The sequence below is a fragment of the Xanthomonas sp. NCPPB 3569 genome, assembly GCF_041475645.2.
GTDB lineage: Bacteria > Pseudomonadota > Gammaproteobacteria > Xanthomonadales > Xanthomonadaceae > Xanthomonas > Xanthomonas phaseoli.
The window spans coordinates 2,537,219-2,556,803 of the sequence record NZ_CM192969.1 but is presented as its reverse complement, the minus strand read 5'-3'; the positions used below and the strand labels follow the sequence as shown (position 1 = coordinate 2,556,803).

General features: G+C 65.4%; 16 protein-coding genes. 1 reads left to right on the top strand and 15 read right to left on the bottom strand.

Translation table 11 applies throughout. From position 1 onward, the window contains the following. Nucleotides 1-102: 102 nt before the first annotated feature. From dnaE to lpxD, 6 genes are all read right to left on the bottom strand, one after another. Nucleotides 103-3,684, bottom strand: a complete 3,582-nt coding sequence (gene dnaE / locus ACCQ03_RS11240) for a DNA polymerase III subunit alpha (RefSeq protein ID WP_209225363.1) — start codon at nucleotides 3,682-3,684, stop codon at nucleotides 103-105. A gap of 263 nt (nucleotides 3,685-3,947) precedes the next feature. Next, nucleotides 3,948-4,673, bottom strand: coding sequence for a ribonuclease HII (rnhB, locus tag ACCQ03_RS11235; RefSeq protein ID WP_150145738.1), 726 nt, complete (start codon nucleotides 4,671-4,673; stop codon nucleotides 3,948-3,950). Then, nucleotides 4,670-5,956 carry a lipid-A-disaccharide synthase gene (gene lpxB / locus ACCQ03_RS11230; RefSeq protein ID WP_209225463.1) on the bottom strand — a complete coding sequence of 429 codons (1,287 nt, stop codon included), beginning with the start codon at nucleotides 5,954-5,956 and terminating at the stop codon, nucleotides 4,670-4,672. Before lpxB ends, rnhB begins: the two co-directional genes overlap by 4 nt. Before the next feature lie 29 nt (nucleotides 5,957-5,985). After that, nucleotides 5,986-6,777 (bottom strand): acyl-ACP--UDP-N-acetylglucosamine O-acyltransferase, encoded by a 792-nt coding sequence (lpxA, locus tag ACCQ03_RS11225; RefSeq protein ID WP_017155686.1) that lies wholly within the window; start codon nucleotides 6,775-6,777, stop codon nucleotides 5,986-5,988. 25 nt (nucleotides 6,778-6,802) lie between these two features. Further along, complete coding sequence (fabZ, locus tag ACCQ03_RS11220) at nucleotides 6,803-7,261, bottom strand: 3-hydroxyacyl-ACP dehydratase FabZ (RefSeq protein WP_003485378.1); 459 nt, start codon at nucleotides 7,259-7,261, stop codon at nucleotides 6,803-6,805. After that, nucleotides 7,258-8,271 (bottom strand): UDP-3-O-(3-hydroxymyristoyl)glucosamine N-acyltransferase, encoded by a 1,014-nt coding sequence (gene lpxD / locus ACCQ03_RS11215; RefSeq protein WP_057679654.1) that lies wholly within the window; start codon nucleotides 8,269-8,271, stop codon nucleotides 7,258-7,260. The genes fabZ and lpxD overlap by 4 nt, the downstream gene beginning before the upstream one ends. A 129-nt stretch (nucleotides 8,272-8,400) precedes the next feature. Between lpxD and ACCQ03_RS11210 the strand changes: the two genes are divergently transcribed. Continuing rightward, nucleotides 8,401-8,592 (top strand): hypothetical protein, encoded by a 192-nt coding sequence (locus ACCQ03_RS11210; protein ID WP_039575407.1) that lies wholly within the window; start codon nucleotides 8,401-8,403, stop codon nucleotides 8,590-8,592. A 74-nt stretch (nucleotides 8,593-8,666) separates the two neighbouring features. Here the strand turns inward: ACCQ03_RS11210 and bamA are convergent, their stop codons facing one another. The 9 genes from bamA to tsf form a co-directional block, all read right to left on the bottom strand. Further along, nucleotides 8,667-11,033 (bottom strand): outer membrane protein assembly factor BamA, encoded by a 2,367-nt coding sequence (gene bamA, locus ACCQ03_RS11205; protein ID WP_209225361.1) that lies wholly within the window; start codon nucleotides 11,031-11,033, stop codon nucleotides 8,667-8,669. An 83-nt stretch (nucleotides 11,034-11,116) separates the two neighbouring features. Next, a complete protein-coding gene (rseP, locus tag ACCQ03_RS11200) occupies nucleotides 11,117-12,463 on the bottom strand; it encodes an RIP metalloprotease RseP (RefSeq protein WP_057679653.1) in 1,347 nt (448 codons plus the stop codon). 26 nt (nucleotides 12,464-12,489) lie between these two features. Next, a complete protein-coding gene (locus ACCQ03_RS11195) occupies nucleotides 12,490-13,680 on the bottom strand; it encodes a 1-deoxy-D-xylulose-5-phosphate reductoisomerase (RefSeq protein ID WP_057679652.1) in 1,191 nt (396 codons plus the stop codon). 2 nt (nucleotides 13,681-13,682) lie between these two features. Further along, on the bottom strand, nucleotides 13,683-14,510 hold the full coding sequence (locus ACCQ03_RS11190) for a phosphatidate cytidylyltransferase (RefSeq protein ID WP_003485370.1): 828 nt from the start codon (nucleotides 14,508-14,510) through the stop codon (nucleotides 13,683-13,685). Further along, nucleotides 14,507-15,265: a polyprenyl diphosphate synthase gene (uppS, locus tag ACCQ03_RS11185; RefSeq protein WP_057661990.1), complete on the bottom strand. Its 759-nt coding sequence runs from the start codon at nucleotides 15,263-15,265 to the stop codon at nucleotides 14,507-14,509. Before uppS ends, ACCQ03_RS11190 begins: the two co-directional genes overlap by 4 nt. A 17-nt stretch (nucleotides 15,266-15,282) precedes the next feature. Beyond that, the gene (frr, locus tag ACCQ03_RS11180; RefSeq protein WP_057661986.1) at nucleotides 15,283-15,840 is read right to left on the bottom strand and encodes a ribosome recycling factor; all 558 of its coding nucleotides are present in this window, start codon (nucleotides 15,838-15,840) and stop codon (nucleotides 15,283-15,285) included. A 189-nt stretch (nucleotides 15,841-16,029) separates the two neighbouring features. Continuing rightward, on the bottom strand, nucleotides 16,030-16,752 hold the full coding sequence (gene pyrH, locus ACCQ03_RS11175; protein WP_005911727.1) for a UMP kinase: 723 nt from the start codon (nucleotides 16,750-16,752) through the stop codon (nucleotides 16,030-16,032). A gap of 105 nt (nucleotides 16,753-16,857) precedes the next feature. Continuing rightward, nucleotides 16,858-18,381 carry a sensor domain-containing diguanylate cyclase gene (locus ACCQ03_RS11170; RefSeq protein WP_057679651.1) on the bottom strand — a complete coding sequence of 508 codons (1,524 nt, stop codon included), beginning with the start codon at nucleotides 18,379-18,381 and terminating at the stop codon, nucleotides 16,858-16,860. Nucleotides 18,382-18,656: 275 nt separating this feature from the next. After that, nucleotides 18,657-19,535, bottom strand: a complete 879-nt coding sequence (tsf, locus tag ACCQ03_RS11165; protein WP_007962895.1) for a translation elongation factor Ts — start codon at nucleotides 19,533-19,535, stop codon at nucleotides 18,657-18,659. Between the last annotated feature and the right edge of the window lie 50 nt (nucleotides 19,536-19,585).

The following is a 19,585-nucleotide window of genomic DNA, read 5'->3' as shown; positions in this document are numbered from 1 at the left end:
TACGGGGGCGTTGGGAGCGGAATCGGGAATGGAGAATCGGGAATCAGAGCAAGGTATCCGGCCGCCACGCTTTTGCGATTCCCCATTCCCGATTCCCCATTCTCACGCCCACGGTGGGCTGTACTTGATCTTCACCGTCCGCACCGCAGGGTCGGCGCGCAGGCTGTCCATCAGCTGCTGGTCGATCCGCACCGAGTGGTTGCCGTTGAGGTCGAGCATGCCGGCCACGCCCCCGCTGGGCGCGCGCAGCAGCAGGTCCAGGCGCAGGGGCGTCCTGCCGGGGCGGTGCTTGGCCAGCAGCGTGTCAATGCGTTTGAAGGCCTGCTTTTCGCGCAGGTCCAGGCGCAGCGACAGGCGCTGGGCGTGGTCTGCGCAGATCTGCTCGTAGTCCCAGCACTGGCGGATGCGCAGGCTGTAGCCGCCGTTGAATTCGTCCTCGCGCAGACCGCCCTTGACGATCAGGATGCGGTCGCGGGTGAGCAGGTGGCCGAACTCGGCCATCGCATCGGAGAACGCGCTGCATTCCACCCGGCCGCGGCCGTCTTCCAGTTGCACGAACACCTGGCTGTCGCCCTTGCGCCGCACGCCGACCACCTGGCCGGCAAGAATGGCGCTGACCTCCGGGCGCCAGGCGCGTTTTTCGCCATCGCCGCCGCCGCCACGCTGTTGCGAGGCCAGGATCTTTTCCAGCGCGCCCAGGTCGCAGCCGACCAGCTCGCGCACTTCTTCGCGGTGCGGATCGAACGGGTGCCCGCTGAGATAGAAACCCAGCGTTTCGCGCTCGCCGGTGAGCAGCTGGCCCAGCGGCCATTCCTTGCTTTCGGGCAGGTCCAGGCGCATTGCCGGGGCGCTCGGGTCGGGCCCGCCGAACAGCGAGTTCTGGCCCGAGGCGCGCTCACGCGCCATCTGCTCGGTGGCTTTCATCACCTCCGGCAGCTGCAGCATCAGCGAGGCGCGGTTCTTGCCCAGGCCATCCATCGCGCCGGCATTGATCATCGCTTCCAGCGTGCGCCGATTGAGCTTTGCGGTGCCCACGCGCGTGCAGAAATCCAGCAGCGTGGTGTACGGGCCGCCGCGCTGGCGTTCTTCGACGATCGCCTCGCAGGCGCCCTGGCCGACGCCCTTGATCGCGCCCAGGCCGTATTGAATGGTGTCCGGGCTGGCCGCCTCGAACATGTACGCCGACTCGTTGACGCGCGGCGGCTTGACGGTGAGGCCGAGGTTGCGCACCTCATCCAGGAAGCCCACCACCTTGTCGGTGTTGTCCATGTCCGAGGACAGCGTGGCGGCCATGAATTCGGCCGGGTAATGCCGTTTTAGCCAGGCGGTCTGGTAGCTGACCAACGCGTAGGCGGCCGCGTGCGACTTGTTGAAGCCGTAGCCGGCGAACTTCTCCATCAGGTCGAAGATTTCGTCGGCCTTGGCCGCGCTCACCCCGCCCTTGGCCGCACCTTCGCGGAAGATTTCGCGGTGCTTGGCCATTTCGGCCGGCACCTTCTTGCCCATCGCGCGACGCAGCAGGTCGGCGCCGCCCAGCGAGTAGTCGCCGACGATCTGCGCCATCTGCATCACCTGCTCCTGGTACACCATGATGCCGTAGGTGTCTTTCAGGATGACTTCGGTGCGCGGATCGGGGTAGACGATCTCCTGCTGGCCGTGCTTGCGCGCGTTGAAGTCCGGGATCAGGTCCATCGGGCCTGGACGGTACAGCGACACCAGCGCGATCAGGTCTTCGAAGCGGTCCGGGCGCGCGTCCTTGAGAAGGCGGCGCATGCCCGAGGATTCGAACTGGAACACCGCGCCGGTATTGCCCGAGGCGAACACGCCCTTGTAGGTGGGCACGTCGTCGAGCGGGATGGCGGTGATGTCGACCGGGTCGATGCCCGCGCGCGCATGGCGCACGTTGATCGCCTTGACCGCCCAATCGATGATGGTCAGCGTGCGCAGGCCCAGGAAGTCGAACTTCACCAGGCCCACCGCTTCGACGTCGTCCTTGTCGAACTGGGTCACCGGGTTCTTGCCGCGGCCGTCTTCGTCGTGTTCGGCGAACAGCGGGCAGAACTCGGAGAGCGGATCGGGCGCGATCACCACGCCGCCGGCGTGCTTGCCGGCGTTGCGGGTGAGGTCTTCGAGCTGGCGCGCCAGATCCATCAGGTCGCGCACGTCGTCTTCGACCTGGTAGCGCTGGATCAGGTCCGGCGAGGCCATCTCCGAGTCCTTGCCTTCGCCCATCGCGTCCTTGAGCGTGATGCCCAGGATGTTGGGGATCAGCTTGGCCACGCTGTCGACCAGCCCATACGAAAAGCCCAGCACGCGCCCGGCATCGCGTACCACGGCCTTGGCGGCCATGGTGCCGTAGGTGATGATCTGGCTGACGCGTTCGCGGCCGTATTTGCGCGCCACGTAGTCGATGACTTCGTCGCGCCGGTCCATGCAGAAGTCGATGTCGAAGTCGGGCATCGACACGCGCTCAGGATTCAAGAAGCGCTCGAACAGCAGGTTGTACGGCAGCGGGTCCAGGTCGGTGATCTGCAGCGCCCAGGCTACCAGCGAGCCGGCACCGGAACCGCGCCCCGGGCCGATCGGAATGCCCTGGTTCTTGCCCCACTGGATGAAGTCGGCCACGATCAGGAAGTAGCCGGGGAAGCCCATCTTGATGATGGTGTCCAGCTCGAATTCGAGCCGGTCCACATAGTCCTGGCGGGTCTTGCCTGGCGCGATCGGGTTCTTTTCCAGGCGTGCGGCCAGACCCTGTCGCGACTGGCTGCGGATCCAGCTATCCAGGGTCTCGTCTTCCGGCACCGGGTAGGCGGGCAGGAAGTAGGTACCCAGGCGCATCTCGATGTTGCAGCGCTGCGCCAGCGCATGGGTGTTGTCGATGGCGTCGGGGATGTCGGCGAACAGCGCCGCCATCTCCTCGCTGGATTTCATGTACTGCTGGTCGCTGTACTCGCGCGGGCGCTTGGGGTCGTCCAGCACGCGGCCGGAGGAAATGCACACGCGCGCTTCGTGCGCATTGAAGTCGCTGGCGTACAAAAAACGCACGTCGTTGCTGGCCACCACCGGCAGCCCGCGCACGCCGGCGGCGTGCAGCGCGAACTGGTTGAAGCGTTCCTCGCCCTCGCGCCCGGTGCGGGTGAGCTCCAGGTGCAGGCCATCGCCGAACACGCGCTGCCAGTCGGCCAGCTGCTGCTCGGCAAGGTCCGCGCGGCCCTCGTTGAACAGGCGCCCGGCCAGGCTGTCGCGGCCGGCCAACGCAAACAGGTTGGCGTGCCCGGCCTGCAGCCATTCGGGATGGATCGCCACGCCGCCTTCGGGGCGGTGGCCTTCCATCCAGGCGCGGGTGAGCAGCCGCGACAGGCTCAGGTAGCCGTCGCGGTCGCGGCACAGCAGGGTCATGCGCCAGGGCGTCATGTCCGGCGTGGCGATCATCACATCGGCGCCGGCGATCGGCTTGATGCCAACCCCTTCGGCGGCCTTGTAGAACTTGACCAGCGCGAACAGGTTGTTGAGGTCGGTGACTGCCAGCGCGGGCATGTCGAGTTCGACTGCCCGGCTCAGCAGGTTGGCCTGCTTGGCCTTTTTCGGGTCAGCCTGATCCGGTTTCTCGGGCACACGGATGGTGGAATCCGCCAGCGAGAACTCGGTGTGGACGTGCAGATGGACGAAGCGGGAAGTGGACATGCGGGACCGGAATAATGCGCGGTCAGGGTACCGGCGGGGGCGGGGGCGAACAAGGCTTGACAGCAGGGGGCCGGACCCGGGACCGGGGACCTGGAAAGGCGGGCAATCGCTTGCTGCGCCGGCACTGCACAGGCATCGGAGGCCTGCAGGACCGATTACGCGTGGAATGATGTGTGTCCGGAGCCACCGCGCACGTCATGCAATGTGCGGCTGTTCAGGCGCCGACGCGCAAGCGGACAGGCCGATGCCGACCCTGGCGTGTCCTACAACGACGCGACCAGTTGCCCGACCTGCAGCTGTTCCGGGGCATGGGTCGCGGGGCCCGGTTCACGGCCTTCCAGCGCCAGGCGCACCGGCGCAAAGCTGCGCCGATGCTGCGGACATGGCCCGTGGGTTTGCAACGCGGCCAGATGCACCGGCGTGCTGTAGCCCTTGTGTTGATCGAAGCGGTATTCCGGGTGCCGCATGTGCAGTTCGTGCATCAGCCGGTCGCGGGTCACCTTGGCCACGATCGAGGCGGCCATGATGGCGCGGTCCAGCGCGTCGCCGCCGATCAATGCCTCGGCCGGGCAGGGCAGGCCCTTGGGCACGCGGTTGCCGTCGATGCGCGCGAACCCGGCCACATGCGCCACGCCTTCCACCGCCCGCCGCATGCCGAGCATGGTCGCCTGGTAGATATTGATGCGGTCGATCTCTTCGCTGTCGATCAACACCACCGACCACGCCAGCGCCCGATCGACGATGCGCGCATACAGCTGCTCGCGCCGCTCGGCCGTGAGCTGCTTGGAATCGTCCAGCCCATTGATGCGCGGTTTGCCGGGATCGAACACCACGGCCGCGACGGCCACCGGCCCGGCCAATGGGCCGCGGCCAGCTTCGTCGACGCCAGCGACCAGGTGGGAGTCGTGAATGGGGAATGGGGAATCGTGGAAAAGCCCGTCCTGCGTCGTCGGAACGACAACCGCGCCATTGGAGGTAGAGCGCCTCATGCGCCGGCTCCTGCCGATTCCCGATTCTCCATTCCCGATTCCCGCTGCGACAGCAGCTCAGCCACCGCATCCGCTGCCCGCGCCGACGCATCACGGCGCAACTGCGCATGCAGGGCCAGGTAGCGCGGTTGCAGGGCGGCGACCTTGTCGGGGTGTTTGAACCAGTCCAGCAGTGCCACGCACAGTCGCTCGGGGGTGCAGTCGTCCTGCATCAGTTCCGGCGCCAGGTCGTCATTGGCCAGGATATTGGGCAGGGCGTAGCGGTTGACCTTGAGCAGGCCCAGCAGCTTGACGATGCGGTAGGTGACCGGGGCGACCTTGTAGCCCACCACCATCGGGCGCTTGACCAGCATGGCTTCCAGCGTGGCAGTGCCGGAGGCCAGCAGCACCACGTCGGCGGCCAGCATGGCGGTGCGCGCCTGGCCGTCGAGCAGGTGCGAGCGCATCACCGGCAGCGACGAGCGTGAGAGCTGCTCGGCCAGCAGTTGCTTGCAGCCCGGATTGGCGGCCGGTACCAGCACGTGCAGGTTGGGCAGGTGCTCGGACACCAGCCAGGCGGCCTGGAAAAAGGTGTCGCCGAGCCGGCTGATTTCGCCGTGCCGGCTGCCCGGCAACACTGCCAGGACGGTGCTGGAGGCGGACAGGCCCAGCGTTGCGCGCGCCGCTGCGCGGTCGGCCTGGTAGGCGATATCGTCGGCCATCGGATGGCCGACAAAGCGCGCGTCCACGCCATGCTTGGCATAGATCGGCGGTTCCATCGGAAACAGGCACAGCACCAGATCGGCGCTGACCCCGATTTTTTCGGCACGTTTCTCGCGCCACGCCCACACCGACGGGCTGACGTAGTGCACGGTCTTGATCCCGCGCTGCTTGAGCCAGCGTTCCACCGGCAGATTGAAATCCGGCGCGTCGATGCCGATGAACACGTCCGGCTTCCACGCCAGCACCCGCTCGCGGAACGCACTGCGCAGCTTGAGCAGGCGCGGCAGATGGCGCAGCACTTCGGTCAGGCCCATCACCGCCAGCTCGCTGGCATCGAACCAGGTCTGACAACCGACCCCACGCATCGCATCGCCACCGATGCCCACGAATTCGGCATTCGGATAGCGCAGCCGCAGCTGCTCGATCAGCCCGGCTCCGAGGATGTCGCCAGAGGCCTCGCCAGCGATCAGGGCGATGCGGGGAGGGCGCGCATGCGCGCCGGGAATGGGGAGTGGGGAATGGGGAATCGGCAGAGCCGTCGGTTCGCTGCCGACTGACGCGCCGTTGCGCTGACCGTCCACGATGCCCGACTCCCGATTCCCGATTCTCTTCATCGCAACAACGGCCGTTCTGCCGCTTCGATGAACTCGAGCATTCCGCGTACATCCTCGCTGCTCTCGGCCTGCTCGGCCAGCTGCGCCTTGGCATCGGCCAGCGGCAGGCCGGCCACGTACAGCGTGCGGTAGGCGCGCTTGATCGCGGTGATGCGTTCGGCGTCGAAACCGCGACGCTTGAGCCCCTCGCTATTGATGCCGCGCGGCCGCCCCAGCGAGTCGCTGCCCACCATGGTGAACGGCGGGACGTCGCCATTGGTCAGCGCGCCCATGCCCAGGAAGGCGTGCGCGCCGATGCGGCAAAACTGATGCGCGCCGGCAAAGCCGCTGATGATCACGTAGTCGCCAACGGTGACGTGGCCGGCCAAGGTGGTGTTGTTGGAAAACACGCAGTGGTTGCCCACCTGGCAGTCGTGCGCCACGTGCGTGTAGGCCAGCATCCAGTTGTCGTTGCCGACCACGGTGATGCCGCCGCCGCCGCCGGTGCCGCGATTGATGGTGACGAACTCGCGGATCACGTTGCCGTCGCCGATCACCAGTTCGGTGCGCTCGCCGGCGTACTTCTTGTCCTGCGGTTCGCCGCCGATCGCGGCGTGGCCGATGAAGCGGTTGTTGCGACCGATCCGGGTCGGGCCGTGGATCGAGCAATGTGGCCCCACCTCGGTGCCCGCCCCGATCTGCACATCGGCGCCGATCAGCGAAAAGGCGCCGACGCGGACGTCGTCTGCCAGCGTTGCCGATGGATCGATGACCGCCGTGGGATGAATCAAAGGTGTTGAATCGCGCATCGTGTCTTACTCCGAAAGCGGGTGATTACCTGGCGCCGGCGCACATCACCTCGGCACTGGCCACCACTTCGCCATCGACCTTGGCTTCGCCATAGAAGCATCCCACGTTGCGGATCAGGCGCTTCATCTGCACCTCCATGATCAACACGTCACCCGGGACCACCTGCTTGTTGAAGCGGGCCTTGTCCACCTTGACCATATAGAACAGCTGCGACAAGGCATCGCGGCCCAGGCCGAGCTGGGTCATTACCCCGCCGACCTGCGCCAGCGCCTCGATGATCAGCACGCCAGGCATCACCGGACGGTTCGGAAAATGGCCCTGGAAAAACGGCTCGTTGATGCTGACGTTCTTCTGCGCCACGATCCACTTGGTTTCCAGATCGAGTTCGAGGATGCGGTCGACCAGCAGAAACGGGTAACGGTGCGGGAGCAGCGTCTGGATCTGACTGACGTCGATCGGCAGTTCGTAAACGTGGTGGCTCATTCTTTCTCCTTGCCCACAGCCAGGATGCGCCTCGCGAGCACATCAAGCTGCTTGAAGCGCGCGGCGTTTTTGCGCCACGTGCGATTGTCGGTGAGAGGGGTGCCGGACGAATACTCGCCCGGCTCATGGATGGAATTACGCACGACAGACTTGCCGGTGATCACCACCTTGTCGCAGATCTCCAGGTGGCCGACCACGCCGACATGCCCGCCAAGCAGGCAATAACGGCCGATCTTGGCGCTGCCGGCAATGCCGGTGCAGCCGGCAATCGCACTGTGCGCGCCGATGCGGCAGTTGTGCGCGATCTGCACCAGGTTGTCCACGCGCACGTCTTCTTCCAGCACGGTGTCTTCCAGCGCGCCGCGGTCGATGCAGGTGTTGGCGCCGATTTCGCAATCGTCGCCAATCACCACACCCCCGAGCTGGGGCACCTTGATCCAGTGCCCGGCATCCATGGCCAGGCCGAAGCCATCGGCGCCGATCACCGCACCGGGGTGGATGCGCACGCGCTTGCCCAACCGCACGCGGGTGACCAGGGTGACGCGCGCCAGCAACTCGCTGCCCTCGTCCACCACGCAGTCTTCGCCGATGATGCTGCCGGTGCCGATCACGCAGCCATCGCCCACGCGACTGCGCGCGCCGATGCTGACGAAGGGGCCGACGTGGGCGGTGGCCGAGACCTGGGCGGTCGGATCGATCACCGCAGAGGCATGGATGCCCGGTTCGCGCACCGGTGCCACATCGAACAGTGCGGCGATCTTGGCGAATGCGGTATACGGGTCCTTGGCGACCAGCGCGGTGCCTTTGGCGGCGTCGGCATCGTCGGCACGCAGCACCACGACCGCGGCCTGGGTGTCGGCCAGTTGCGGACGATAGCGCGGGTTGGACAGGAAGCTCAGCTGGCCTGCGCCTGCGTGGGCCAGGGTGGCGGCGCCGCTGACTTCGGTGGTGCCGTCACCGACGACGGTCAACCCGAATTGTTCGGCAATCGCACTGGCGGTCAATCGCATCAGGGTAAACCTCGCGTAAACGGTAAGTGACTGGTTTAACAGTGAGAAAACATCGCCAACAGTTGGCTAAACAGTCGAGCGTATTGCTTGCCGGGCCGCAACGATGCGGCGAACCCCAGGAAGAAACATATGAAAACTGTTCTCTCGATTTTCGGTAGCGTGATCCTGCTGGGCGCAATCACCAGTGCATCGGCCGACGATTTCGCGCAGCAGCGCACCAACGCGCTGAGCTTCTGGGACCAGCAGGTGCAATGCGTGGACACATCCGATTGGGGCGCCACCGCCACCTGCCTGGGCAATGTCTGGAACAACTACTTCTAAAGCTGTTTCGTACCAGTGTTCAAACAACAATGGCGGCCCGGGCGTCCGGGCCGCCATTGTTGCGCGTGCCAATCTTAGAACTGGCCGCCGAAGGTGAACTGCAGACGCTCGATCTCGTCGTTGTCTTCCTTCTTCAGCGGAAATGCGTAGCTGATCGAAATGGGGCCGACCGGGGCGCGCCACAACAGCGCCACACCGGTGGAGGCGCGCAGCTCGTTGGCCTTGAAGTTGTCCACGCCGTTGTACACGTTGCCGAAATCGACGAATGCCGAAACGCGCGCTGACGGGCTGTCGAACAGCTTGGGGAAATACATTTCCACCGAACCCACGGTCTTGAACGAGCCACCCAGCGGCTGGCCGCGGGTATAGCCGTTGATCGCTTCCGAACGCGGGCCCAGGGTGTTGTCTTCGAAGCCACGGACCGAATTGGTACCGCCGGCGTAGAAGTTCTCGTAGAACGGCAGGCCGGTGGCGGTGACCGTGCGGGTGCTGCCATCCGGGTTGGTCAGCACGCGGGTGCTGTCCTTCCCGTAACTGTCGCCGTAACCCAGTTCGAAGCGCGTGTTCAACACCAGCGCCGGAATGATCGGCCAGTAGTTGGAGATCTGGTAGTTGAGCTTGTAGTACTCGACCGTGGAGCCGGGCAGGGTGGTTTCCAGGCCCACACGCTGGTACATGCCGCGGGTCGGCATGAAGAAGTCGTTGCGGGTGTCGCGTGCCCAGCCCAGCTCCGTGCGCCATGCATGGAAGGTGCGCGTGCCGATCGCATTGATGTAGTCGATGATCGCCTGCGGCGTGGTGCCGGCGAAGGTCGTGATCTGGTTGCTGTCGATACCCACCATTGCCGAGACGGTGTCGTTTTCGGTGATCGGCACGCCGAACACCACCTGCGCCGAACCGTTCTTGCTGTTGAACTGCGCGGTGTTGAAGTCCGAGTAATCTAGCGCGCGCCAGGACAGGTTGTAGCCCAGCGATACGCCGTCGTCGGTAAAGAACGGGTTGGTGTAGGAGAACGCGTAGCGTTGCTGGTAGCTGCTGCGCGAAGCCTCCACTGCCACGCGGTTACCGCCACCCAGGAAGTTGTTCTGCGACAACTGCACCGAGGTGGTCACGCCGAAGCTCTGCGAGTAGCCCAGACCGAACACGAAGCTGCCGGAGGTGGTCTCCTTGACGTTGTAGACCACGTCGACCTGGTCGTTGCTGCCGGGCACCGCGGGCGTTTCCACGTCCACGCTTTCGAAGTAGCCCAGGCGCTGCAGACGGATCTTGGAACGGTCGATCGCGGCCTGCGAATACCAGGTGTTTTCGAACTGGCGCATTTCGCGGCGCAAGACCTCGTCGGAGGTGCGGCTGTTGCCCTTGTAGAGGATGCGGCGCACGGTCACGCGCGGGCCGGGCACCACCTGCAGGTTCACGGCCACGGTGCGGTCTTCGCGGTTCGGCGTCGGGATCGGGTTGACCTTGGCGAACGCGTAGCCGACGTTGCTCAGCGTGTTGGTGATCGCATCGGAGGTGTACTCCAGCAACGCACGCGAGAAGATGTCGCCGGCCTTGGGGATCACCAGGCGCTCGATGTCGGCCTGCGGCAGCACGGTGTCGCCGGTCACCTTGATTTCGGAAATCTTGTACTGCTCGCCCTCGGTGACGCCGGCGCTGATGAACATGTCGCGCTTGTCGGGGCTGATCGAGACCTGGGTGGAGTCGATGCTGAAGTCGACATAGCCGCGGTCCAGGTACCAGGAGTTGAGCTTTTCCAGGTCGCCGGACATCTTTTCCTTGGAGTACTGGTCGTCGCGGCGGTACCACGAGGCCCAGTTGTGCTCCTTGGATTCCCAGTTGTCCAGGATGTCCTCGTTGGCGAACTTTTCCGTACCGATCAGGTTGACGTGGCGGATCTTGGCCGCCTTGCCTTCCTTGATCGCAATGGCCACGTCGACGCGGTTACGGTCCAGCGGGCTCACCGTCGGGGTGATTTCCACGTTGTACTTACCGCGGTTGTTGTACTGGCGGGTCAGCTCCTGGGTCACGCGGTCCAGGCTCAGGCGATCGAAGGTGCCGCCCTCGGACAGGCCGATGTCGCCCAGGCCCTTGAGCAGTTCCTCGGACTTGATGTCCTTGTCGCCGGTCACGGTGAGCTTGTTGATCGCCGGACGCTCCTTGACCGTGATCACCAGGATGTTGCCCTGGCGATCCAGCTGCACGTCCTCGAAGAAGCCGGTGCGGTAGAGCGCACGGATCGCGTCCGCCACCTTGGCATCGTCCACGGTGTCGCCGCGGTTCACCGGCAGATAGGTGAATACGGTGCCGGAGGCGATGCGCTGCAGGCCGTCGACGCGGATGTCGCTGGCAACGAACGGCTCGACGGCCAGAGCAACGGCCGGCAGGCTGAGGCCGGCGGCAAGAGCGAGGGCAAGCAGGCGGCGAGTGGGAAGACGCGTCATGTCACATCCGGTTGGAGTCGTATTCGGGTGTTGCTGGATGCCGGCGTATGACGACGACAACAGGCGGAAAGAGTGGAGCAGCTTCATCGTGGAACCAGGCCGAGGATGTCGTTGTAGAACGCCAGTCCCATCAACCCGGCCAGGACCGCCAGGCCGACGTATTGTCCGGCAATCATGGCCCGTTCGCTGATCGGGCTGCCCTTGATCAACTCGATAAGGTAATACAGCAGATGCCCACCGTCCAAGATCGGGATGGGCATCAGGTTGATGATCGCAAGGCTGAGCGACAGCAACCCGAGGAAATACAGGAACCAGTCGAGCCCGCGTTCGGCCGAGGCGTTGGCGGCGCGCGCAATGGTGACCGGGCCGGAGATGTTCTTGACCGAGGCCTGGCCGGTCAGCATGCGCTTCATCATGCCCAGCGAATCGGCGGTCATCCGGCCGGTTTCGCGGATCGCGGCCGGCACGGCGGCGAACAGCCCGTACTGCTGGCGGCTGTCGTATGCCGGAGCCGGGGCGGCGGCCGGACGCACGCCGATCATCCATTGGCCCTGCGGCGACTTGCGCGGGGCGATTTCCAGCGCCAGCCGGTCTTCGCCACGCGCCACCTCGATCATGCCCGGCCCGCCGTGGGCGCCCAACGCCTGCACCTGCGGAATGATGTCTTCGGCCGAGCGGATCGGCTGGCCATCGATGGCCACGATCCGGTCGCCCGGCTTGAGCAGGCCATCGGCCACCGAGCCCTTCACCACTTCGGCAATCACCGGTGGCTGCAGCATGAACTGCCAGCCGATGCCGGCCAGTGCGGCAACGCGGCGTTCGTCGAAACCGACCGGCAACTGCGACAGGCGCAAGGTGTGTTCGCTGCTGCTCGCAGTGTCGGAGGCGGTCAGGACGCGGACATCGCGCCTGTCCATTGCCGCAGTGGTGAGCTGCAGGCTGGCATCGCTCCAGCTGCTCACGCTGCGGCCGTCGATGCGTACGATGCGCTCGCCCGGAGTCAGTCCGGCTTCGGCGGCCAGGCCATCGGCGCGACCGACGGTTGCCGAATAATCCTGCTTGCCGACCACGAACATCGCCCACAGCATCGCCATGCACAGCAGCAGGTTGGCGATGGGGCCCGCCGCGACGATCGCGATGCGCTGCCACACGGTCTTGCGATTGAAGGCCTGGTCCTGCTCGGCCGGATGCACGTCGCCTTCGCGCTCGTCGAGCATTTTGACGTAGCCGCCCAGCGGGATCGCGGCGACCACGAACTCGGTGCCGTGGCGATCGCGGCGCATCCACAGCGGTTTGCCGAAGCCCACCGAAAAACGCGGCACCTTGACGCCGCAGCGCCGCGCGACCCAGAAATGCCCGAATTCGTGAAAGGTCACCAACACGCCCAGGCTGACGATCATCCACCAGACCGAACCGATGAAATCACCCATGTGTGCAGCTCGTGTGCGTGGAACGATCAGGCATGAAGGGCGTGATGGGCGAGGGCGCGTTCAGTGATTTGCCGGGCTTGCGCATCGGCAAAAAGCAGGGTGTCGAGGGAATCGGCATTGTGCCGCTGGAGCGTTGTCAGTGTGTGTTCGACCAACGCAGGGATCGCTAGGAAACCCACCTGGCCCTGAAGAAAGGCTGAAACAGCCACTTCATTGGCCGCGTTCAGGATCGCCGGGGCGGTGCCGCCGGCCCGTAATGCGTCCCAGGCCAGACGCAGACACGGGAATGCGGCGGTGTCGGGGGCCTCGAAATCCAGCCGGCCCTGGGTCAGCAGGTCAAGTCCGGCGACACCGGAGTCGACCCGCTCCGGCCACGTCAAGCCCACCGCCAGGGTGGTTCGCATGTCCGGCAGGCCAAGCTGGGCAAGGGTGGAGCCGTCGACGAATTCCACCAGCGAATGCACCAGGCTCTGCGGATGCACCAGCACATCGATCTGCTCGCCCGGCAGTCCGAACAAGTGATGCGCCTCGATGACTTCCAGGCCCTTGTTCATCAGGGTCGCCGAATCCACCGAGATCTTCGGTCCCATCGACCACTTCGGGTGGGCGACGGCCTGCGCCGGCGTTACCGCCGTCAGCGCCTCACGGTCCCAGCCACGGAACGGACCGCCCGAGGCGGTCAGTACCACGCGGCGCACGCCACGACTGGCGTCGCAGGAGCGCAGGCACTGGAAGATAGCGCTGTGTTCGCTGTCGATCGGGATGATTTCAGCCCCGGCAGCGGCTGCGGTGCGGGTCAGCAGCTCGCCGGCCAGCACCAGGGATTCCTTGTTGGCCAGCAACAGGCGCTTGCCGGCGCGCGCTGCCGCCAGCGTAGACGGCAGCCCGGCCGCACCCACGATCGCCGCCACCACGGTGTCGCACGCATCGCCACTCGCCAGTGCGTCCAACGCCTCGGCGCCGGCATGCGCCTGGGTCGCCAGGCCCAGCGCGCGCAGGCCATCGCGCAGTGCCGGGTACAGCGTCGTCTCGGCAATCACCGCATGCGCAGGCCGGTGGGTGGCGCAGAGCCCCAGCAGCTCGTCGACCTTGCTGCCGGCCGACAGCACGCTGGCGCGCAGCCGCTCGGGGTGGCGCGCGATCACGTCCAGTGCCGATGCGCCGATCGAGCCGGTGGCGCCGAAGACGGCGACCTGACGGGGAGAAGAGCCAGCCATGCCTAGAATCCGAGAATTTCCTTGCCGAGTGCGAACACCGGCAGGGCAGCGAGCACGCCATCGATGCGGTCCAGCACGCCGCCATGGCCAGGAATCAGCGTGCCCGAATCCTTGGCGCCGGCGTGGCGCTTGAGCAGGCTTTCGAACAGGTCGCCCAGCACCGATGCCAGCACCGCCAGCGCGGAGACCAGCACCAGCTGCGGCACATGCGCCAGGGTCAGCCCGGCCAGCCAGCCGAACGCGCAGGCAACTGCAATCCCGGCGAGCAGGCCTCCGAGCAACCCTTCGATGGTCTTGTTGGGGCTGACCCGCGGCGCCAGCTTGTGCTTGCCGAACGCGCGGCCGGCGAAATACGCACCGGAGTCGGCCGCCCACACCATGGTCAGCGCGGTCAGCAACCACAGGTTGCCCTTGTCCGGGCTGGCATGCAGCAGCACCAGCGCCGCCCATGCCGGCAGCACCGCCAGGGTGCCGGCGGCCAGCTTGAGTGCGCGCGCCTGGCCGTTGCCATGATCGGCGCCGAAGGTGAAAAAGCGCAGCCAGAGCAGCGCCAACAGCCACCACGCCACGCCGACCAGCGACGCAATCTGGAACAGCACCATCGAGCCGGCCGAGGCCCACACCATCAGCACCATCAGCAGCAGATTGAGCATCAGCAGCACGGTGCGCGGCAGGCTGTCGTCGATGCCGGAGAGCTTGAGCCACTCCCACAGACCGGTCAGGAACAGGACCGCCGCCAGCGCTGCCAGCCATTGAGTGGGCAGCAGCACGATCGCGCAAATCGCGAGCGGCGCCATGATCAGCGCGGCAATCACGCGAGTCTTGGTCATGCGGAGGAGCTCTCCGTCGCCTTGTCGGCGATCTGTGCGCTGGTCAGGCCGAAGCGGCGTTCACGCCCGGCATAGTCGTCCAGCGCTTGCTGCAGCACGCCGGCATCGAACTCCGGCCACAGGGTTTCGGTGAACCACAGCTCGGTGTAAGCCAGCTGCCACAACAGGAAATTACTGATGCGGGTGTCGCCACCGGTGCGGATGAACAGATCCGGCGCGGGCAGGTCGGCCAGGGCGACCCGGCTGGACAGCAGCGCTTCGTCGATCTGCTCTGGCTGCAGGCGGCCGGCAGCCACGTCTTCGGCCAACGCGCGGGCCGCCGCGGCGATGTCCTGGCGGCCGCCGTAGCTGGCGGCGATGCTCAGCACCAGCCGCGAGTTCGCTGCGGTGCTGCGCTCGGCGCCGGCCATGCGGTCGCGCAATGGTGCGGCAAAGCGGCTGCGGTCGCCGATGAAGCGCACCTGCACGCCACGTCGCTGCAATTCTTCGACTTCGCGGTCGAGCGCATGCAGGAACAGCTTCATCAGCGCATCGACCTCATCCTGCGGACGGCCCCAGTTTTCACTGGAAAACGCGAACAGGGTCAGCGCCGACACGCCTTTTTCCAGGCAGAAATCGATCGTGCGATTGACCGCGCGCGCGCCGGCACGGTGGCCGATGACGCGCGGACGCCGCCGACGCTGCGCCCAACGCCCATTGCCATCCATGATGATGGCAATGTGGCGCGGCACAGCAGCAGAGAGGACGGGATGCATGGCAGGCGATGCCACGATCAGACCGTCATCAATTCCTGTTCCTTGCCCTTGACGACCTCATCCACGTCCTTGATGGACTTGTCGGTCAGTTTCTGGATGTCGTCTTCGGCGCTGCGGGCCTCGTCTTCGGTGACGGCCTTGTCCTTGAGCAGATCCTTGACCTGCTGGTTGGCATCGCGGCGGATGTTACGGATCGCCACCTTGCTGTCTTCGCCCTCGCCATGCACGGACTTGCTGAGCTCCTTGCGGCGCTCCTCGGTCAGCGGCGGCAGGTTCAGGCGGATCACGGTGCCGACCACGGTCGGGGTCAGGCCCAGATCCGAGGCATAAATGGCTTTTTCCACGTCCTTGATCATGCCCTTGTCGAACAGGCTGATGACCAGCGAGCGGCCTTCGGACACGCTGATGCTGGCAACCTGATTCAGGGGCGTGTCGGCGCCGTAGGCCTTGACCTTGATGCCGTCCAGCAGCGCCGGCGAGGCACGGCCGGTGCGGATGGTGGTGAGGGAATGGCGCAGAGCATCGATGCTCTTGGTCATGCGCGTCTGCGCGTCTTGTTTGATCTGGGTGAGCATCGCCGGAATCCGTGTGGAGCTGAATCCGGAGATTATAGCCGGGACTGAGGTTTCACGACTCGCGGGCCGCCAGCACCCGCGCAGCCGGTTCACTTGCCGCCCCTTTCTAGGTGCCGGGTCCGCGGGTTGGAGATCGCCGCACAGCTTGCGGTACTGCGCCTTGCGATTCCCCAATCCCGATTCCCCGCCTCAGCTACGGCCCTGCACCAACGTGCCGATCTGCTCGCCATGCAGGATGCGCAGCAGCACGCCCGGTTCGCTCATGCCGAAGATGCGCAGCGGCAGGTCGCTGTCGCGCGCCAGTGCAAAGGCGGCGGTATCCATCACCTCCAGGCCCTGCAGGATCACCTGGTCGTAGGTCAGGCTGTCGTAGCGCACCGCATCGGTGTGCTTCTTCGGGTCCTTGTCGTACACGCCGTCGACCTTGGTTGCCTTGAGCAGCAGGTCGGCACCGATCTCGATCGCGCGCAGCGCCGCGCCCGAGTCGGTGGTGAAGAACGGGTTGCCGGTGCCGGCGGCGAAGATCGCGATGCGGCCCTTTTCCAGGTGACGGATCGCGCGGCGACGGATGAAGTCTTCGCAGACATCGTTGATCTTGATCGCGCTCATCACGCGCACCTTGGCGCCAAGCTTTTCCAGCGCATCCTGCATGGCCAGCGCGTTGATCACCGTGGCCAGCATGCCCATGTGATCGCCGGTGACGCGGTCCATGCCGCTGGCGGCCAGGCCGGCGCCGCGGAAGATATTGCCGCCGCCGATGACCAGGGCCACCTGCGCGCCGGCCTGCTGGGCTTCGATCACTTCATGGGCAAGGCGGTTGATCACCTTGGGATCGATGCCGTAATCCCCGTCCCCCATCAGCGCCTCCCCGGAAAGTTTGAGAAGAATGCGGCGATAGGAAAGTTCGGACATGGGAAACCTCGGGGGTGGGGGATCGGCAAACGCCGACAATTCTAGCGGAAGCCTGTCACCTGACGTGGTAAAAATTCCTTTGTCGGTAGTGGCGTGACCGGTTGCTCAGTGCGCGCGCGGGTTCGGCGGCGTTGGTACATCGGTCGCATCGTATGCGGTGACGCGGTTGCGGCCGCGATGCTTGGAGCGATACAGCGTGCTGTCGGCGGCCTGCAACAAATGGTCGATGCTGTCGAACTGGCGCTCGGCACCGCCGTGCGTGGCAAGACCCGCAGAGAACGTGATATGCAGTGGGCCGCCCTGCAGTTGCGCCATCGGCGTGCGTGCGGTTTCGGCCAGGATGCGCTCGATCACCATCAGCGCCGCATCGGCGGGTGTATTGGGCAGGATCACCAGGAATTCTTCGCCGCCGTAGCGCGCCACCAGGTCGCTGGTGCGCACCATGCGTTGCAGCGTTTGCGCGAAATTGCGCAACACTTCATCGCCGACCAGATGCCCGTGCGCATCGTTGACGCGCTTGAAGTCGTCCAGGTCGATGAAGGCGATCGACAGCGGCCAGCCCTGGCGCGAGGCCAGTTCGAACTCATGCGTCAGCGCAGTACCGAGCTGATGCCGGTTGAACACGCCGGTCAGCGCATCGCGACTGGCCTGTTCGGCCAGGTGACGCATGCGGTTTTCCGATTCGTCGGCATGCCGGCGCGCTTCGGCCACGTCCTGCAACTCGCGCAGGCTACGCAGCATCGCCAGTTCACGCGCCTGCTCGAAGATCATCTGGATGTGCTCGGGCTGCGGCATGCGGATGTCGAACAGCGCCTCCAGTTCCGGCAACGATTCGGCGATGCGTTCGATCACTTTCTCGAAGCGTTCGGCATCGAGCTCCAGCACGTCCTGGGCCTGTTGCTGCGCATGTTCGGTTGCAGCGACCGCACTGGCCGAAAGCCAGATATCGGCCAGGCGCCCGGATAGCGCCACGCAGGCCATGAACGGTTCCAGGCCGGCCGGTTCTTCTTCGCTCTGCGCAATCGCATTCTGCAGATACGGCGGCAATTGCCACTGATGCGCCAGCCAGGCGCCGACTTCGGCATGCGTGGCGCCCAGCTGTTCGCGTTCGGCATTCAGCAGCGCGGTGTTGTCGGCGGCCTGTTCCAGCAGCGGCCCGTAGAGATCGGGCGCGCCTTGCAACAGGGCAAGCTTGCCGATGTCCTGCAGCAGGCCAGCCAGCATCAATTCTTCGGGTTTGCGGATGCCGTAGGCCTGGCCGAGGATGCGACTGGCCAGCGCGCATAGGCCGGCGCGGCGCCAGATGCGCTCATGCAAGGGGTGGGCGATGAAGGTGCTGCGCACGCCGTGCACCATCGAAAAGCCCAATGCCAGGCTCAAGGTCGCGTTGAGGCCGAGCATGGTCAGCGCCTGGCCGAGATTGTCGATGCGGCGGCGACTGGCGTAGAGCGGTGAATTGGCCACCCGCAGCATGCGTGCGCTCAATGCCATGTCCATGCCGATGATCTTGGCCGTGGTGGTCATGTCCACGTCCGGATCCTGCGCAAGTTCGATGATGCGCAGCGCAACCCCGGGCGGCGAGGGCAGGTTGCGGCAGTAGTGCAGGGCGGCCTGGAGATCTGGTTGCATGAGTCATCGCCAACAGTGGCCACAAGCATACAGCTGCGGTCGTTGAGTGGGGCGCGCCATGCTCGGCCATCGCCGCGCCACAAAACACGCGTGATGAACGCCAAAGCCTGGTCGGCATCTTCGGGTAACGGCAATGTCGATGACATCTGTAGAGTTGAGGCCGCTTGCTGCGGTGCCGGATGCGTCCGCTTCAGGTTCGCGTCCGTGTGCGGATGCGTGACCAATAGGCAAAAAAAAGCCGCGGCATGCCGCGGCTTTTTCCCGAGCGGGGAAGATCAGGCCAGGCCGGCCTGCTTCATCACTTCGGCAGCGTAGTCTTCCACCACCTTCTCGATGCCTTCGCCAACGGCCAGGCGCTGGAAGCCGATCACGTCGGCGCCGGCGGCCTTGACTGCCTGCTCGACGGTCTGGTCGGTGTTGAGCACGTACGGCTGGCCGTACAGCGTGACCTCGTTGACGATCTTGCTGATCTTGCCGCTGATGATCTTTTCCAGGATGTCGGCCGGCTTAGCCTTGTCCTTTTCGGACATCTTGGCCAGCTCGATTTCCTTTTCCTTGGCGATGAAATCGGCCGGCACGTCGGAAGCTTTCACGTGCGGCGGGTTCATGGCGGCGATGTGCATGGCGATGCCGCGCGCCAGCTCGATGTCGCCACCCTTCAGCTCGACCAGCACGCCGATACGGCCGCCGTGCACATAGGCGGCGACGTTGTTGGCGCTGTCGATACGGACCAGGCGACGCACCTGCAGGTTCTCGCCGACCTTGGCGATGACCGCAGCGCGACGCTCTTCGATGGTCTCGCCGCTGTCGAGCTTGACGCTCTTGAGCGCTTCGGCATCGGCTGCATCCGAGTTCAGGGCAGCATTGGCCACGACTTCGGTGAAGGCCAGGAAGTTCTCGTCCTTGGCGACGAAGTCGGTCTCGGAGTTGACTTCGACCAGTACGGCCTTGCCGCCGGCCTGGGCGGTGGCGATGCGGCCTTCGGCGGCAACGCGGTCAGCCTTCTTGTCGGCCTTGGCCAGGCCCGACTTGCGCAGCCACTCGGCCGCGGCGTCGATGTCGCCTGCGTTTTCGACGAGTGCCTTCTTGCACTCCATCATGCCGGCGCCGGTGCGCTCGCGCAGTTCCTTGACCAGGGAAGCAGTGATTTCCATGGAATTACCTCATATGGACGAATGCGTGCGGCGGAAGTGATTCCGCCAGT

Excerpts from the sequence above, each read along its gene's own strand:
- dnaE (WP_209225363.1), bottom strand. The coding sequence starts at position 3,684 with ATGTCCACTTCCCGCTTCGTCCATCTGCACGTCCACACCGAGTTCTCG.
- rnhB (WP_150145738.1), bottom strand. The coding sequence starts at position 4,673 with ATGAGGCGCTCTACCTCCAATGGCGCGGTTGTCGTTCCGACGACGCAG.
- lpxA (WP_017155686.1), bottom strand. The coding sequence starts at position 6,777 with ATGCGCGATTCAACACCTTTGATTCATCCCACGGCGGTCATCGATCCA.
- fabZ (WP_003485378.1), bottom strand. The coding sequence starts at position 7,261 with ATGAGCCACCACGTTTACGAACTGCCGATCGACGTCAGTCAGATCCAG.
- lpxD (WP_057679654.1), bottom strand. The coding sequence starts at position 8,271 with ATGCGATTGACCGCCAGTGCGATTGCCGAACAATTCGGGTTGACCGTC.
- ACCQ03_RS11210 (WP_039575407.1), top strand. The coding sequence starts at position 8,401 with ATGAAAACTGTTCTCTCGATTTTCGGTAGCGTGATCCTGCTGGGCGCA.
- bamA (WP_209225361.1), bottom strand. The coding sequence starts at position 11,033 with ATGACGCGTCTTCCCACTCGCCGCCTGCTTGCCCTCGCTCTTGCCGCC.
- rseP (WP_057679653.1), bottom strand. The coding sequence starts at position 12,463 with ATGGGTGATTTCATCGGTTCGGTCTGGTGGATGATCGTCAGCCTGGGC.
- ACCQ03_RS11195 (WP_057679652.1), bottom strand. The coding sequence starts at position 13,680 with ATGGCTGGCTCTTCTCCCCGTCAGGTCGCCGTCTTCGGCGCCACCGGC.
- ACCQ03_RS11190 (WP_003485370.1), bottom strand. The coding sequence starts at position 14,510 with ATGACCAAGACTCGCGTGATTGCCGCGCTGATCATGGCGCCGCTCGCG.
- uppS (WP_057661990.1), bottom strand. The coding sequence starts at position 15,265 with ATGCATCCCGTCCTCTCTGCTGCTGTGCCGCGCCACATTGCCATCATC.
- frr (WP_057661986.1), bottom strand. The coding sequence starts at position 15,840 with ATGCTCACCCAGATCAAACAAGACGCGCAGACGCGCATGACCAAGAGC.
- pyrH (WP_005911727.1), bottom strand. The coding sequence starts at position 16,752 with ATGTCCGAACTTTCCTATCGCCGCATTCTTCTCAAACTTTCCGGGGAG.
- ACCQ03_RS11170 (WP_057679651.1), bottom strand. The coding sequence starts at position 18,381 with ATGCAACCAGATCTCCAGGCCGCCCTGCACTACTGCCGCAACCTGCCC.
- tsf (WP_007962895.1), bottom strand. The coding sequence starts at position 19,535 with ATGGAAATCACTGCTTCCCTGGTCAAGGAACTGCGCGAGCGCACCGGC.